This is a genomic window from Microvirga sp. KLBC 81, from assembly GCF_003075415.1.
In the GTDB taxonomy this organism is placed as follows: Bacteria; Pseudomonadota; Alphaproteobacteria; order Rhizobiales; family Beijerinckiaceae; genus Microvirga.
Genome location: NZ_QDAH01000058.1, coordinates 1 through 15,036 on the forward strand (window position 1 = coordinate 1; position 15,036 = coordinate 15,036).

The following is a 15,036-nucleotide window of genomic DNA, read 5'->3' on the forward strand; positions in this document are numbered from 1 at the left end:
GGGATTCCTTGCGGCGTGCCATGCGATGTCTCCTTCCAGATCATCGTAAGGCCCCACACGAAATTCCTGATAGTCCCTGGTCGCGCGGTGACCCTCCCTTGGACCCTTCGGCGCTCGGAGAAGCCGCATGTGAATGCTATCAAAACGTCCACGCCGTTTTCGTGCGCCTGCTGCTGTACAGCCACCGAAAAAGATTAGGCGGCTGTAGCTTTCGCCCTCTCACCCTGAGCCTTCGGCATACGACAGGTCTTCATCAGCATGAGGTGTCGGGCTGATCCGCTCGCGCAGGACCGCGTTCTTTATCGACGCGCTCGCCCTTGTCCTCACGAAGCTCACGCTTGGTTCGTCGAAGCTGCTTGGCGACCTTCGTGAGCGCGGCATTGAAGGCCAAGTAAATATCCTTGTCCTTGCCCTCGGCACTCTTTGTTGGGAGCCCACCCATCTGAATGTTGACGCTACAGCGATAGGTGATCCCCTCCTTTGTGAAGTGAGCCGACGCGGTGTTCAGTCGTCCGAAGTATTTGCTGGCGACCCGCAGGATGTTCTCGCGAGCGTAATCCGGCAGTCCGTCGCCAAGGTGAATGTTCGAGCTTTGAATCGTGATCGCTTTACCTGCACCTTGGTGCTCCACGGTGTTGTCTCCCATCAACGTGCTCTCGGGTGAATGCTTCAGAGGAAGCTATCGGAGACTGCTGCGATTGCGCCCAGAACGTACCTACCACTTCAGTGTCTGGGTGAGACATAATCGCTTCGTACCGGCTTGCCTCAGCCGATCTTTCGGCCTCCATCAGGAGCTCCAAAGGTCGCCACGGCTTCGGCATAAACCGGACGTGCCGCAGGGCCTTATCGAGTTCCTCCTCAAGCGGCGTATCTGAGGTTAAAACCGTTCTGATCCACGGCCACTTGAGCCGAACTGTCCGTGCGAGGTCCACGCCACTCATGAGGCAGGGTAGCCGCACGTCGGCAAAGAGAAAGGCCACTTCGCCTGCGAGATAGTTCAGACATTGGAGAGCCTCCTCGGCACTGGACGCCTCCACAACCCGGAGATCTGTTTCCTCCAGCAGCGCGACCGCCAGAGCCCTAAGCTCCTTATCGTCCTCAACGATCAACGCAACCCGACTGCATCCAACGTCTCGTCCCATTCTGCTGATCTCCCTTGTCAGGTTAGGGGTCCGCCATGCCGTTAGAGGAATCGACGAGCGACCTGTTCGAGAAGCCCGTCACAGTTGCAACACATGCAAACACCTCTCTCCATCACTCAGATCAGAATGGACTGGACCTTCGAAAAATTCGAAGCTTTTCCGCTCCCGTCAAAGTGAAAAATCAGTCTGTGCCAATTTTTGCTCAAAAAGTTTGATCCATGTTTATGTTAAAACGCCTAACATAAACACGGATTGAGAATGATAAAGAAAATCAACAAGATTATACGCTCAGTTCGGAACAGCGATTGAGTTTGTACATTGTTTAACAGCCGAAAGGGTGGCGAGACTTCTCTGAGGCTTCTACGCATCGGTCCTCCCGACTGGCAGGAGATCACTCGTGGTCTCCTGCACCCTTTTTTGTCGGCCGCGCGATCAGGGGCCGCGATCAACTCTTGAGAGACGGAGTCTGAGATGCCTCGCTACTTCTTCCACCTTTGCTCCGAGGGTAACTTTGTGTAGGACGATGGGGGATCTGCCCGACCCGCTGACGGCCCAAGGAGCGGCTGACAAGACAGCAGCGGAACTCATAGGTGAACTGCTCCATCAGGTGCGCCACGATTCCTGCTGGACGGTTGCAGTCACAGATGAAAGCGGCAAGATCGTCCACACTGTGGGCTCTGAAATCGACCGACCAAGCACCGCCTGGGCGACCGGGCCTACGTATTGATCGGCAGGTCTCCACGGCAGCTTGGCTGGCTGTGCCTCACCTCAGTTAAAGCGTTGCGCGACCCAGTCGTGCGCCTCATCCAAGTCGGTGAAAATAGGATGCGCGGGTCCGTCCAACTTGCCGAATCCATGCTCCAGATACCACCGTCCTGCTTTCCTGCCGTGCTCTTCCGACAACCGCACCAACACTGCCACAAGCCGATTGTTAGCAAAGACGAGACAGCCCTCTTCATCGGGAGCATTCGTGTCCACAGTAACTGGTTGAAAGCCAAGCTTCATTCGGTCTCTCGCCACTCTGAGACAGAGGAGTAACGACGCTCGTTCTGTTAGCAATGCTACGGATATAAACAGTCTGGCCCAAGAAGCAGACCGACCTTAGCTCATAGCCACAACATGGGTTAGTCTGATAAGATCACCTTCTCGCGATGGAGGGTGGTCATGCCCACCCCGTTCGTTCTGAAGCTTGAGTATGGCGCTGGGCTGTCCGATCAGGACAAGCAGATGCTGGAACAGGCTGTCCGTGACGTGCGGCAGTTCAAGCCACGGCACGACCTCATCCTTGAGGATGACAGCCCTGAAAACGTCCACGTGGTCCTGGAGGGCTTCGCCTGCCGCTACAAGCTTCTGCCGGATGGAGGCCGCCAGATCATGGGCTACCTTGTTCCGGGTGACTGCTGTGACCTCCACGTACCGATCCTGAGCAGGATGGACCACACCATCGGGACGCTCACGGCTTGCAAGGTTGCTTTCCTTCCCCATGCTGTGATCGAGGACCTGACGACTCAGTCCAAGGCCATCACCCGTGCTCTCTGGTGGTCTACACTCGCGGATCAGGGCACGTTGCGGGAGTGGCTGGTCAACATGAGCCGGAGACCTGCCGACAAGCGGCTAGCGCATCTCCTGTGCGAGTTGTTGGTGCGCCTTCAGGCGGTTGGGCTCGCCACCGACAACAGCTTCGTGCTGCCGCTGACGCAGCGGCAACTCGCGGATACACTTGCCATGACGGGAGTGCATCTCAACCGGATTGTGCGGCAACTCCGGTTGGAGGGTCTGATTGAGCTGAAAGGCCACACCATCACCATTCCGAATGTCGAGCGGCTAAAGAGCTTTGCCGAGTTTAATCCCAACTACCTTCACTTGATGCAACGCCGGGATGAGGCGAGGCAGGGAGTAAACCGTTCGGAGTAAAGTCTCAATCTTGCTCCATCTCGCCCCGGATGACGGTGAGTTTCCGCATCATTGGAGGAAGGTCTGGGGCGGCTGGATCACCTGCTGGACATAACTCATGGGTTGGGCTGCCTCGTCGTATGGCTCCGAGGCAAGGTAGCCGAAAAGGGCACCACCACGAAGCGAGGGGGAGTACGGCCACAAGAACGCCGAGATTGAGCAGAAACTACCCCCATTGCCTCTTCTGCGGCTATGCTGCTTTGCTTGCGAAGCTTAGCCTTACTCGACACAATCCTGCGGTTTGCAAATCACGGGATTGTCTCCATGAAGCACCAAGCGATAGAAGTGCAGGCTCCGCACCTGCGGGATTCCTCAACGAGTGTGAACGCATGGACACGAGACACATCGGTGCCCCAGCCCCAGAATGTTCGCAGATCAGAGGAGGCAGCCAATCCGATCTACATTCTTGCTGCTATTACACTTGGTATTCCGGCTTTGTTGATGATTCCGTTGATCGGGATGAACCCCGGAGTGCAGGAAGGGACACTCTCGACCCTTACAATGCTCCTCGTGTTCTCGGCGTTCATCAGCGCTGCGGTGTTCGAAATCAAGAGACTTGCTGACCAACCCTCCGATGCGGGCCACCGTTAGTATGGCCAACCAGACGCCTCTTCCGCTCTGATCTGCGAGCGGTTGCACTGGCATTCAGGATGATTAACCTGACGGGGTTCTGACATACTGGACGTGTGTCAATACTGCACCGACAAAGAAAAAGGCTGCTCTGGCTGAGCAGCCATTCCAAACTCCTATTCCAAGACAGCAGTAAGAGTGTTGCGGCAGGAGATGTCCCGCGCCCTGCTCGTACATTCGTCACAAAGTCCCGCTGCGTTGCACGCAAGGGACCCTGAACAAGGGCAGGGATATAGAGGCATTCAGCGGCACATGCGTGCCACCGGCGAGAGTGTCTCAATGCAAACACTGCTTCCGACCGACGCTCCAGCAGCAGCGCTTCCTTTCTCACCTGACGACACGTCGAGCCAAGAGCTGGGCTCTTGTGAGCTTCAGGCGCTTGGGGCGGGCTGCGGCTCGCCTATGGTCCGGTTGAGAGCACCCTCCCGGCTCGGCTGGCAGAGCTTGTGGAGCGGCTCGCACGCCGGGAGCAGGCCAAGGATTAGGTGAGCGGCTGGTCAACCCCTTGGGTTTCTGCCGCAAGGCGCACTTGATCGCCACTCATGCCTAAACTCATCAGCCAAGGCAGAGATGAAGCGCCAGTTTGCAGCTCATATTGTTAAGCTTGCTAAGCCGAATATTGTTCTAACGCATCGTGCTTAAAAAGTGGACCCGGTTTTCACTGACGTGGCCCTTCGGGTCGCTGACGCGGACCTCCGGTTCCGCTTTCAACGATGCGCTCTCTAGAAGGGAGCATCGGATCAAACGATTGGCTGACAGCTTTTGTCGGCTAACCGACAGACAGGGTTTCCGCTGCTTGTTTACTCTTTCTTAACTGACGAAGCTAGACAGGGGGTATGGATGACTGCGCGAACGCTGATGCTTGTAACCAACCGCTCGTCCCACAACGATGACTTGCCCAACAGTCTGACACCCACGATCCCAACAGCTCTGATCTGTGATAACTCCCTGTTGCGCTCGGGACTTCAACGCATTCTGTCGGAAACGCCCTTCATCATTGCCGAGCCAGCTTCTGTCGCAGGTTCAAAACGGTTCCAGGGATTAGCTCCGGAGGCTGCCCTGGTCCTGATCGAGGCCAGCCAGAACACCGGTCGCGTACTCGAGATCGTCAAGCAGGTGAGAGAGCAGTTGCCGGAGGCTCGGATCGTTGTTCTGGCGGATCAGTTCGACCTCCGCTTCGTGCGGCTCGGGCGCGCGGCCGGCGCGGACGGCTTTTGTTTAGCAGCCAGTGCTCCCGAGGTTCTGATTAAATGGTTTGAACTCGTCATGGTCGGCGAGGCTGTGATGCCCTCGGCAATCCTTCGCTCTATCGCGATTGGCACTGCCCCGGATCAGGATCAGCCACTCCACGACGACATGGAAGGCCCGAGCCTGTCTGATCTGAAGACCTACAAGCTCTCAGCACGGGAGATGGAAATCCTTGGTTGCTTGAAGGAAGGAGCGCCCAATAAACTCATCGCCCGTAAGCTCGATATCACCGAAGCCACGATCAAGGTCCATGTCAAAGCCATCCTGCGCAAGATCGGGGCGTCCAACCGCACCCAGGCTGCCATGTGGGCCTCTCAACGCCTGCCAAGAACAGGAGTATCGACTCTGAATGTCTGAGCCATTGCCGATGCAGATTGCTGTTGGGGATGAGGTTCGCGTTTACTTCCATTCCCCCGGTCCGATGAAGAGCTTTTTTGAGGGCGTGGTCAGGCGGGTGGACGTAACAACACCAGAAGGGCGCTTCTTCGTCGTGGAGGTCACGCACGAGGTCATCCTCGACCAGGAGCATCGCATCAGGCCTGGCTTTCAGGATTACGTCCGCTACGAGTGCCGGAACGACTATCCGGGTCGGATTGAGATGCTCTCGACCGCAGGACAGGCTAGGGTAGAGAACGGCGAGCCCGGTCCGGCCACGGGACTGACACCGGCTGAAGCCCCGGATGAGATCGCTCAGGAACCAGAAGCTGAGCCCGAACGGTTTGTGGTTCACCTTGAGCGTCAGGAAGCCCGCCGCCGCGGGGGCTTGATCGCGGCGCTCTTCAGGCAGCAGCAATAAGCAGCACCCGCCTGTCGAAACCAGCAGGATTGAGTTCCCGTTTTGTCGGTTTCCAGACAGACACACCGAGAGTGCTGTGATTGATACGTGGCGACACATCAGCAGGCAGTGCCACTGGCAGTAAGCCGGAAGTCTACTTGCAGATCGCCTGTGACTCTCGCTAGAACAGGCTACCCAAGAAAAAGGCCGCTTGAAGCGGCCCGAAGTTTAGGGAGGAAACGCCCAAGAAGGGCTGCGGTAAGGCGACGCCATCGCCTATCGCACTGCAAAAATATGACTTGCTCATTCAAACAGCAAGCTCAAAAGGGCAGCATGGCTGCCCTTTTTCGTGGCTGCTGCCATGCGGCAAGTGCATGACGCTGTGTGACTGCGAAGTCCCAGTTTTATCCCTGAATGCGACGGACAGGACTTTCGCGTCTGGTCGGTGGACCTTCAGAGGCCAGCACCCGATGAGAGCTGCAAGCCCGCGCAGCCTCCACTTTGATGGCCGGCGCGGTGGGAAGCGGCATCCCGCACGTGGGTTGCAAGGTGCTTCGGGCGCTCGTTGACATGGCGCTCATCCCGAGACGGCCACCAGCCTGAGAGGGCTCTGTTGCAGTAACTGGAATAGAGCAAAAAGAACCCAGTCGAATGGATCGCTCAGGCGGCAGGGCCGAAGAGCTGGGGTTCACCAGACGAAGAGCGAACGCAAGGACGAGCGGCCCGCGTTCGAGCAGGCGCTGGCCCTGTGCCGGAAGCGTAAGGCAAAACTGGTCATCGCCAAACTGGACCGGCTGTCGCGCAATCTCGTCTTCATCGCCCGGCTGATAGATGCGGGCGTGGAGTTCATCGCGGAGCGCACCAGGGCGGCGCTGCAGGCGGCGAAGGCCCGGGGCACCCGGCTGGGGCGGCATGGGGCGGAGCAGCTGGCCCCGGCTACCGGGCCGAGGCCGTGGAACGGGCGCAGGCACTGGCTCCCGTGGTGGCCAAGATCCGGTTTTGGGGCCTCTTCGCTGCAGGAGATCGCGGCCGGACTCAACACGAGGGGCATTCCGACGCCCAAGGGTGGGCAATGGTCGGTGATGCCGGTAAAGCGGGTGCTGGAGCGGGTTTAGGCTGCTGCCTTTGTGTCCTGCAGGGGAGCTTGGACATCGCGCTCATGCTTTTGCTTTGCCTGCGTTTTAAAGAACACCAGAAGGGCCGCTAGGAGGAGCAAGAGGCTCGCGCCAAACGGCATACAGACAAACGCGATCAGGGCTCCGTACAGCGGCCAGAGAATAGCCAACGTGATCGCTCCACCGATAAGGGCCACCGGCCATAAAACCATAAGATCCCCCACCTCTATCCTTCACCGAAGGAACATTAGAACAAAACCGTCAATTCGGACGAAGATTCCAAGATGATCTGCCGTCAAGAGCGGACATCCTGCCGCCTGAAAATCTCCAACAGCACCTGCCCCCTGGGAATGACGAAGAGAATTGCGGCCAAGGACGAGTATTGCAGAGACGTATCTGCAGTATTGTTTGTTAATGACCTTGAGTGATCGGTCGTGCGCTCTAGAGAGCACACGACCAATACGCTCTACTTACTAACGCTGGTCCACTCTATTTGTTGTACGATCGCCCCTTTTTTCGGCCGACCCCCGACTCTTACTTTATATCCTATAATGTAGATTTTGTCTGATCAGGTGGATTAGTCTTCGGCCCGCGAGAGTTACCTCCAAAGAGAGCAAAGATGAAGTTCTGCTATCAGCAGAGCGCCGCAAGGCAGGGAAGCGGATGCTTTAAGCCTCTCATCTACGCCATTGACGTAGCCGCGATCCGGCAGAAAACCGGTCTCTCGCAGGCGGCCTTTGCGCTCCGCATCAGGTTCCGGTCTCCACGATCCGGGATTGGGAGCAGGGTTGGCGGTCCCCGCAAGGGCCGGCCCGGGTGCTGCTGGACCTTAATCCGTGGATCGTTGAGGAAACCCTGGCCGATTAACGAGAGTGGCGTCCTCCTTTGAGCGAATGGGCTGTCTGGTCGCAGTCCGGCGTTGCAGGCTTGAGCTACCATCGGTTTGTTCGACCTTGTCCCAGGTCGGACCGTGACAAGCGGGGGTGGCGCGGATATACCGCCGCCCCGTTTCTGTTTCCAGGAGCAATCAGCCAGTCAGGCGCCGCCACCATGGCCGCGCCTTCCACGCTGCAAGCTCGGACCGTGCCTTGTTGGCCTCCGCTTCCATCCGGTCCCGCAGTTCCTTCAACTCTGAAAGGTGCTGTTCCTGCATGGCCATGAGGGCACCGCATTAGCTTATTGGAGAAGGTCGTGTCGACTCTGAGTCAGCCACACGGCCAGTGCGAATCCAATCAGCGCAGCCTCGCCGAGCGTCAGCGAAAACCATCCGCCCTGCTCCCAAAAAGCCTTGTCAATGTCGATCCAATCGCACCGCCGATGAAGTTGCTCACAATGAAAGCTGTGTTAAGCCGGCTCCGGGCGTTGGGAGGGGCCCATTTCACCTAACGCCGAATAGCGTCCCACCATCCGCAATCCGACCGAGGGATGCCAAACCCGGAGTGCTTCAAACAGGGGTTGAGCGATGGCTTCAATCCTAAAGCGGATTCGCCCGCCGGCCCTGCCGAGCCGACACTCCGATTCGCGATAAGTGCTCGCCCATACGGCACCATCTGGTGATGCACCGGAGAGATCCGGAGCAGGGGCGGCTGCGCTTCTACAGCCTTACGATCGAATGGGACCTGTTCGGCACCATCCATCCACCTCGTTCGCAACTGGGGCCTCGTCGGCTCACCTGGTCAAGAACGGATAGAGATCTTCGACAGCGAGACTGAGATCGGTCAGGCCCTCGAGGCCATCGCCTAGACACAGCGGCGGCGGGGATACAGGGATCTGTAGCCAATCTGCGCATGAGGCGCTCCCGGACCCCGCGTTTACCTGGTGTCAAGGCAAGCACTGCACTGTGCATCCTTGCGAGTAAAGGAGTACGTACGATGACCGCATGGCAGCACCGCGAGCGAGGACCAATTACCGAGGAAAAGCTCCTTCGGGCTGTCAACATCCTGGCTGATATCGTGGAACAGCACGGTCCGGCCCATCGCCCTCTGTATCAGGACGTGAAGCGCGAACTGGCGGAGTTCCGCCGGCGGCAGCAGGAGAGCAATGCTGCCGCAGAGCCTGCCTTTGCCACTCAGATCGGTAGGGTGGCTTAAAACTGCACCATCAATGTCAGCACCGAGCGACGTTGAAGGGCACTCATCTCCGAATGCCTGAAGCCGTGATACGCTTGGATCTCACCCTCCTGCAGGCCAGGCACTTGCAGCCGATCGGCCTGATGAACGTGTCGAAGTAGTTCTTGCCGTAGTTGTAGGTGATCTCGTCACCTGGCTTGATGCGTTTGAGGGCTTTGATGCGGATCCGGCCCCGCGACACCACCGCCTCGGCATTCGGCCGACAGGAATGGTTGATGTAGCGGGCGGTGTTCCAGCGCGGCGAGCCATCGATCGTCCAGCGGCTGTTCAGTTCGAACAGATAGCGGGTGCTGCGGCGTCGGTGTACTTCCGCGTTCGAGATCCGCGGGCCCAGGTACTCGATGATGAACCTGCCCTTCTCGATCTCGTCGGTCGCAAACAGGCCAAGACCCGTCTCGGATCGTCGAACACGAAAGGGCACTTCCGACACTTGGGCTCTCATGGGAATGACAACGCTCCAACTCACTTAATTGTGCAGCAGACATTCAAACGTCCTGCACCTGCTCATGTTCGCGTGCCCTATTACGGGCCTCTCCGCCAGATGAGATTGCCTCGACTGGCCTGAAATCGACACATTTATCCCCGACCTCGGCAGTTACGCTTCGTTAACCATAAGTTCGCGCTAGATCGCCGATGCTCAGACCTGTCATTGCACTCGCCCTCTCCCTCTCCACCCCAGTTCTCGCCCAGACCTATGGTCGAGCCGACATCGTTCGGGGTCTTTGCCGCCCCGATGGCTGCGACGAGTTCGCCATCCTTAGCGCCTCTCCATTGGCCAAAGGAGAGGAGGGCACGCTCATGCGAACCCGCGTGAAGACCTTCCATGCCAACTCGAGTGGACGTCGGGAGATGAGTGAGGAGAACGGATACGTTTACTGCTCGCGGACCAAGCCGGCGATCGTGGCTGAGAAGGGTGGGCGCGCGATGGCGTTCCATATCGCGCCGTTCTCCACCGAGAGCCGTGAAACGATCCGCCAGAATGCCAATTTCCATGCCATGTATTTCAGCATCTGCCATGGCATGGAGGCCGGCAGGGCAGCGGTCCACAACCTTTCCGGTGTGGCCCGGGACCTCGGCTATCGGGTCGCGTTGCCCCAGTCTCAGTACGTGGCTCTGGCCCGGGTCGAGGACATCCTGTCGTCCGAGAGCCGCCCGCTCGAGGCGCGAAACGACCTCCGCCCGATGCCGCCGGCGAACATTCCGCCGGCGGCTTCACGGCGGGATTGGGGTATCGACGAACAGGCCGACGAATTCGTAGAACGCCGCGAGGCGGTGCCGCGCCATCCGCACCCCTACGTCGTGGAGCGCGAAGAGGGGCTGCTTGCTGGCCCGCGCCACCTGACCAACCGCGCCTTCGACGCCCTCGATGAGATGGGAGATTGGGTGCTGGGACGGCGATACTGATCCCAAATCGGACTGCTGCTTGTCATTGGGCTAGCGCAAGCTGTCCCCACTGACCCGATTTGGTCGATAGCTCTCATAACCCTGCCGAAGCCTGCCAAATGCATCCCCGTGCGGATGCAAGCAGTCTGCGATGGAGGAGGGGCATCTAAGGCGGATCGGGTGCAACGTGAACCCCGCTTAAGCCCAAATCACCCATGAGCCGGGAGCATGGAACAGGCCAGGGGCGTTTACGGGCTGTTATAGCATCGGACCCAAAAGTGGATTTGCACTTTTGGGACCCATCCGATGCTTTCTCCTTCAATGAGAGCATCGTTCAGGCGACCCGAAGGTCCGCGCCAGCGAAAACCGGATCCACTTTTCGCTGGCGCGGACCTGCGGTTCCGCACGATGTGCTAGATCCGTTCCTCTTGGGGGGCGCTTTCTACACTGGATGTAGCGATAGGCTGCTGAGGCGGCGTCGCTAATTCCATGTAATAGGCGAGAAACCAGATCATGCCGACACCGAGCATCCATGCTGCAATCTGCCACGCCCACAGCGACGGGATGCCGAACCACCAGCTCGCGGCAGTGTCAGGGTCGCCGAAGATCCAGTTGCCGACCACGGCGCCGGGTCCAGCGGCAAAGACAAACCAGACGACCACCATGCCCCATGCCAATGGCACAAGACGCTTCTTGCTGCTTGGAAGCGAGGCGCCCTGGCGCAGGAAGGCATGGAACTCGCTCTTGCGCCCGGCATCGTCTTTGGTGAAGAGCGACACGACGATGGTCACCGCGAAGTTGCATAAGATGCCCCATGCGGCGGAATGGATCGTCAGAGGCCAGCGCCCCCACGCCGTGATACCAAGCCAGGTGGCGGCGAATCCATCGGACAGCGTGACGGCGATGAGCCCGGAGATGAGGCCGCAGGTGACGCCCTGACGGGTCAGAAACGGCCAGTAACAAACGGCAATCAGCGCAGGCCACATCTGCAGTCCATAAGCGACGGCAAGGCCTCCGAGCGGCACCAGCGCGTCAGTTGCGGTCGAGGCGATGGTCAGCGCCAGAAACACGACGACGACAACGGCTATGCGGCCAACGAAAATCTGGGTGCGGTCGTCAGCCGCCGGCATGAGGAAGCGTTTGAGCACGTCGCGCGTCAGGATCGCACCCGCCGTCGCCATGTAGCACGAGGCGGTGGACTCCACTGCCGCCAAGGCGCAGACAGCGAGCAGACCGATCAACCACGGCGCGCGGTGGCTCATCACGGTCATGAGCTGAGGCACCAGGCTCTCCTGCCTTGCCGGGGTTGCCAAAAGATCCTGGCCTCCGAGACGCTCGACGAGCATTGGATTGACGAGCTCTGGGTGGACTTTGAGGAAGGCTTGGTCGGCGCCGAGAAGGTGTCCTCCCAACCCCTGAATGACCGTGAACAGGATCAGGATAGCTCCGACCCCGAATGAGGAGATCCATACCTGCTGAGGTGCAAAGCCCCGCGAATTACTGCTTGCAAACGCCCACATCGAGAAGGCGGGTGCCGCCATGATCCCCATTGTGCCGAAGAGAAAGGTAAGAATCATACTGCCGGTCCAGGCGCTGCCTTGCGCGCGCGTGCCCTCGCGCACGAGTTGGATCGGACCGGGAATGGCCAGATAATGGCTGTGTCCAGCCTGCGTCCGGCTACCATCCATCTGAGCAAGGGCGGCGATACCCTCAACAAGCCGCTCCCAGCCACCAATGAGCGACAGGGCGACCATCCCCAAGATGACGATTCCAAGCATCTTCAGGGGTGCCTGAACAACGTCCACGTAGGCGACGGTGCGCAGCCCTCCGGTCGCGACATAACTCATCAGAACGAATGTCAGCACCCACATGCCGAACTCGATACCGAGCAAGCCGTCGGTCAGTACCGCCAGCATGAAGCCAATGGCTCGAAGCTGAAGCCCCAGATAGGGAACTGAGAAGAACAAGGCTACAATGACAACCAAGAGGCGTATGAGGTCGGATTGGAAGTAATAGGCCAGCATCTCACCCGGCGTCATGAAGCCGAAACGCTTCCCAAGCATCCATTGACGCTTGAGGAAGAGAGTGCCGGTCAGCGGAATCGTGATTGCCCATAAGGAGAGGTGAGCGTACGGCAATCCATCCGTGTAGGTGAGGCCCGGATGACCGACGAAGGTTCCGCCTGAGAACGACGTTGCTGTCGCGGCGAAGATGAAGGCCCAGGCCGGAAGAGAGCGGCCGGCGATGAAATATTCCGTTGCCGTGCGCGCCTGCAACGCCCCCTTGATTCCCCAGAAGACGCAGTATGCCCAGTACAGCATCATGAAGGAGAAGACCCAGGCGATTTTGGACTCCATCGGGCATCCTTATCGATCACGTGTTAAACTTAGCTCCTTGTGGGTCGCCTGATCCGCACCTCATGATTTGCCACGCAAGTTGCTCCGCCGTTTAAGCGTGCCGCCGGCCGCTGCCCGCCTCCGGTGCTACGTCGGTGCCGGCTCTCGAAATGCGGGCGGCCGGTCCGCCATGCCGCCAAGGATGTGTACGTCGCGCTGCGGCAGCGGAATTTCGATGCCGTGTTGATGGAATAGCTGCAGGATCTCGAGCAGGACTTCGCTCGTCACGTTGCGGACGCCATTCTGAGCGTCGCTGATCCAAAAGCGCAACTCAAGATGGATTGCGTGATCGCCAAAGCCAAGCATGAGCGCCGTGGGCTTCGGCTCGCGCAGGACTCTGGGCAACTTGGCCGCAGCAGTTGTCATCAGCTCCAACGCTCTGGGTACGTCGGTCTTGAAGGAGACCGGGACCTTCGCCTTGAGACGGACCAGATCGTCCCTGTGCGTCCAGTTCGTGACCTGTTTGGTCACGACGTCTTCGTTGGGAATCAGGAACTCTGTGCCGTCGCGGGTCTCAATCGCGACGTAACGCGCGCCGAGAGATGACACCCAGCCATAAGTGTCCCCAACCTGAATGATGTCTCCAGGCTTTATGGACCGATCCATCAGCACGATAATGCCACTGATCAGATTCGAGACCACCTTCTGCAGGCCAAAGCCGATGCCGACACCGACCGCGCCACTGAAGACCGCGATAGCGGTTAGGTCGATGCCGACTCCTGCCAGTGAAACGACGATCGCAATAGTAATGACGGTGGCCTTGAACAGCTTGCCGATCAGCACCTGCACGGACGGCGTGAAGTTAGGCAGCCTCTGGATGCGTCTTTCGAGGATGCCGGACGCCAGCATCGCCACCCACAAGAGGACGGAGAGCGACAGCATGCCCCGGAGCACCGTCAGAACGGAGACGCGCAGATTGCCGAATGTCACTGACAGGCTGTCCAGCACACTGAGGGTTGGTGTCAGCAGGTGAAGGATGTTGAGAACCGCAACCGCATAGGCGGCAACCATGATCACCCTCGACCAGAGCGGATTGCGCACGGCAATAGAGGCGAGCCAAATGACGATCCAGGCCGCCAGAAGGTTGATAGCGACACGCACGACGTTATAGGGCCAGCCGAACTTGGCCGCGAGGCCCATTGCCAAGGTCAAGCCGAGTAACCACAGCAGCGGTAGAACCAGGGAGGCCAGCTTGCAGAGCATCATCTGCGAGAAGGCATTCACCGACGAGCGCTCGATCCGCTGCAGGAGCAATGGATGGACGAAGTCGTGCACCCACCACGCTGCGAATCCCGTCGCGACGACAGCAGGAATCTGCATCGCCGTGTAGACAATGTTGGTGGTGGTCAAGAGCTCGTTGAAGAGCCAGCCAATGCCCGACTCAAGCCAAGCAAAGAAGGCACCGGCATCAATCGAAGGCTGCATTCGAGCCTCCTCGCTGCCTATGCACCAGCACCTCGACGGTACCTGTCGCGGACCCCTACCAGGTAGAGGATGGCAGTGTTACCCACTCCAGCCGAGACCTTTAGGAAATCACGCATACTCTCCAGCCATGGAGCGTCGACAATCTACGTGATAGCCTGCCCTCGGCGATCTGGCTCTCCTGATACGGGGTAGCATAGGCGCACTGAAATGCTGATAAAATGTAATACTAACCCGCGGAATCGTCAACGAGTTACACTCCGTTGCCTTATTGCATGGATGAGCAAGTTAGTAACCGGAGCTGGGTAGCGTAGCGGCCTGTTCGCCGCCTGAGCAAAGATCCGCCATGCCCTTCAAGGCTAATGCCGCTCGCCGCTACCGCATCCCAAGCAGCAATACTGACAACAAAGCCGAGAAGTCGCAAGTCTATGGACCACATCTGCGACAGCGCCAACCCGATTTCGAGCAACGTATGTTAAGTTCCGTCTAAAGCATCGGACGTGAAAAGTGGAATGCACTTGGGACCCATCCGATGCTCTCTTCTATCGAGAGCGCATCTTTTGGGGCGGAAAACCGGATCCACTTTTCCGCACGATGCGCTAGTCGCATTGGTCAAGTGATCTCCATGACGTATGGCTTTTGAGCCGATGGTCCTGAGCCGTCAATGGAGTGCGCCCCGTGAGATGGACGGGTCAGCACTGAGGAATTGACCGGAGCTGCTGGGCTTTCGGAGAATGAAGCCATGGCAAAGCACCGCACCCACAGCATCGAGTTCAGACGCCAACTCGCGCAGAACTATCTGGCCGGAGAGACCCTGCACGGTCTGGCCAGACGCCACGCCTA

General features: G+C 58.7%; 14 protein-coding genes. 8 read left to right on the forward strand and 6 right to left on the reverse strand.

The window, feature by feature from the left end; all coding sequences use genetic code 11:
• Nucleotides 1-253: 253 nt before the first annotated feature.
• Together hpf and DC522_RS24670 are read right to left on the reverse strand one after the other, a co-directional pair.
• The gene (hpf, locus tag DC522_RS24665; RefSeq protein ID WP_116531253.1) at nt 254-646 is read right to left on the reverse strand and encodes a ribosome hibernation-promoting factor, HPF/YfiA family; all 393 of its coding nucleotides are present in this window, start codon (nt 644-646) and stop codon (nt 254-256) included.
• On the reverse strand, nt 609-1,142 hold the full coding sequence (locus DC522_RS24670) for a response regulator (protein WP_116531254.1): 534 nt from the start codon (nt 1,140-1,142) through the stop codon (nt 609-611). The genes hpf and DC522_RS24670 overlap by 38 nt, the downstream gene beginning before the upstream one ends.
• Nucleotides 1,143-1,665: 523 nt before the next feature.
• On the opposite strand from DC522_RS24670, the gene DC522_RS37405 reads away from it, so the two are divergent.
• Nucleotides 1,666-1,869: a hypothetical protein gene (locus DC522_RS37405; protein WP_371680420.1), complete on the forward strand. Its 204-nt coding sequence runs from the start codon at nt 1,666-1,668 to the stop codon at nt 1,867-1,869.
• A 41-nt stretch (nt 1,870-1,910) separates the two neighbouring features.
• Here the strand turns inward: DC522_RS37405 and DC522_RS24675 are convergent, their stop codons facing one another.
• A complete protein-coding gene (locus DC522_RS24675) occupies nt 1,911-2,147 on the reverse strand; it encodes a hypothetical protein (protein WP_116531255.1) in 237 nt (78 codons plus the stop codon).
• Between the two features lie 159 nt (nt 2,148-2,306).
• Here DC522_RS24675 and DC522_RS24680 point away from each other — a divergent pair, with 159 nt between their 5' ends.
• From DC522_RS24680 to DC522_RS24720, 6 genes are all read left to right on the forward strand, one after another.
• Entirely contained in the window at nt 2,307-3,056 is a 750-nt protein-coding gene (locus DC522_RS24680; protein WP_116531256.1) for a Crp/Fnr family transcriptional regulator, read from the forward strand.
• A gap of 387 nt (nt 3,057-3,443) precedes the next feature.
• Nucleotides 3,444-3,686: a hypothetical protein gene (locus DC522_RS34365; RefSeq protein WP_133239361.1), complete on the forward strand. Its 243-nt coding sequence runs from the start codon at nt 3,444-3,446 to the stop codon at nt 3,684-3,686.
• Nucleotides 3,687-4,565: 879 nt separating this feature from the next.
• Complete coding sequence (locus DC522_RS24690; RefSeq protein ID WP_116531258.1) at nt 4,566-5,330, forward strand: response regulator transcription factor; 765 nt, start codon at nt 4,566-4,568, stop codon at nt 5,328-5,330.
• Entirely contained in the window at nt 5,323-5,769 is a 447-nt protein-coding gene (locus tag DC522_RS24695; protein ID WP_133239362.1) for a hypothetical protein, read from the forward strand. Before DC522_RS24690 ends, DC522_RS24695 begins: the two co-directional genes overlap by 8 nt.
• A 578-nt stretch (nt 5,770-6,347) precedes the next feature.
• Nucleotides 6,348-6,863 carry a recombinase family protein gene (locus DC522_RS37410; RefSeq protein ID WP_116531276.1) on the forward strand — a complete coding sequence of 172 codons (516 nt, stop codon included), beginning with the start codon at nt 6,348-6,350 and terminating at the stop codon, nt 6,861-6,863.
• 1,871 nt (nt 6,864-8,734) lie between these two features.
• Nucleotides 8,735-8,953 (forward strand): hypothetical protein, encoded by a 219-nt coding sequence (locus tag DC522_RS24720; RefSeq protein ID WP_116531262.1) that lies wholly within the window; start codon nt 8,735-8,737, stop codon nt 8,951-8,953.
• Between the two features lie 43 nt (nt 8,954-8,996).
• Here DC522_RS24720 and DC522_RS24725 read toward each other — a convergent pair whose 3' ends face one another.
• Nucleotides 8,997-9,434, reverse strand: a complete 438-nt coding sequence (locus DC522_RS24725) for an SET domain-containing protein (RefSeq protein ID WP_116531263.1) — start codon at nt 9,432-9,434, stop codon at nt 8,997-8,999.
• A 191-nt stretch (nt 9,435-9,625) separates the two neighbouring features.
• Here DC522_RS24725 and DC522_RS24730 point away from each other — a divergent pair, with 191 nt between their 5' ends.
• Nucleotides 9,626-10,396: a hypothetical protein gene (locus DC522_RS24730; protein WP_205769755.1), complete on the forward strand. Its 771-nt coding sequence runs from the start codon at nt 9,626-9,628 to the stop codon at nt 10,394-10,396.
• Nucleotides 10,397-10,788: 392 nt separating this feature from the next.
• On the opposite strand, the gene DC522_RS24735 is transcribed toward DC522_RS24730, so the two are convergent.
• Together DC522_RS24735 and DC522_RS24740 are read right to left on the reverse strand one after the other, a co-directional pair.
• Entirely contained in the window at nt 10,789-12,732 is a 1,944-nt protein-coding gene (locus DC522_RS24735) for a sodium:solute symporter (RefSeq protein ID WP_116531264.1), read from the reverse strand.
• Between the two features lie 126 nt (nt 12,733-12,858).
• Complete coding sequence (locus DC522_RS24740) at nt 12,859-14,196, reverse strand: mechanosensitive ion channel family protein (protein ID WP_116531265.1); 1,338 nt, start codon at nt 14,194-14,196, stop codon at nt 12,859-12,861.
• Between the last annotated feature and the right edge of the window lie 840 nt (nt 14,197-15,036).

What these genes read in the sequence shown, in the direction of transcription:
- DC522_RS24690 (WP_116531258.1), top strand. Translation starts at nt 4,566, where the DNA reads ATGACTGCGCGAACGCTGATGCTTGTAACCAACCGCTCGTCCCACAAC.
- DC522_RS37405 (WP_371680420.1), top strand. Translation starts at nt 1,666, where the DNA reads ATGGGGGATCTGCCCGACCCGCTGACGGCCCAAGGAGCGGCTGACAAG.
- hpf (WP_116531253.1), bottom strand. Translation starts at nt 646, where the DNA reads ATGGGAGACAACACCGTGGAGCACCAAGGTGCAGGTAAAGCGATCACG.
- DC522_RS24680 (WP_116531256.1), top strand. Translation starts at nt 2,307, where the DNA reads ATGCCCACCCCGTTCGTTCTGAAGCTTGAGTATGGCGCTGGGCTGTCC.
- DC522_RS24725 (WP_116531263.1), bottom strand. Translation starts at nt 9,434, where the DNA reads ATGAGAGCCCAAGTGTCGGAAGTGCCCTTTCGTGTTCGACGATCCGAG.
- DC522_RS24695 (WP_133239362.1), top strand. Translation starts at nt 5,323, where the DNA reads ATGTCTGAGCCATTGCCGATGCAGATTGCTGTTGGGGATGAGGTTCGC.
- DC522_RS24740 (WP_116531265.1), bottom strand. Translation starts at nt 14,196, where the DNA reads ATGCAGCCTTCGATTGATGCCGGTGCCTTCTTTGCTTGGCTTGAGTCG.
- DC522_RS24675 (WP_116531255.1), bottom strand. Translation starts at nt 2,147, where the DNA reads ATGAAGCTTGGCTTTCAACCAGTTACTGTGGACACGAATGCTCCCGAT.
- DC522_RS24720 (WP_116531262.1), top strand. Translation starts at nt 8,735, where the DNA reads ATGACCGCATGGCAGCACCGCGAGCGAGGACCAATTACCGAGGAAAAG.
- DC522_RS24670 (WP_116531254.1), bottom strand. Translation starts at nt 1,142, where the DNA reads ATGGGACGAGACGTTGGATGCAGTCGGGTTGCGTTGATCGTTGAGGAC.
- DC522_RS24730 (WP_205769755.1), top strand. Translation starts at nt 9,626, where the DNA reads ATGCTCAGACCTGTCATTGCACTCGCCCTCTCCCTCTCCACCCCAGTT.
- DC522_RS24735 (WP_116531264.1), bottom strand. Translation starts at nt 12,732, where the DNA reads ATGGAGTCCAAAATCGCCTGGGTCTTCTCCTTCATGATGCTGTACTGG.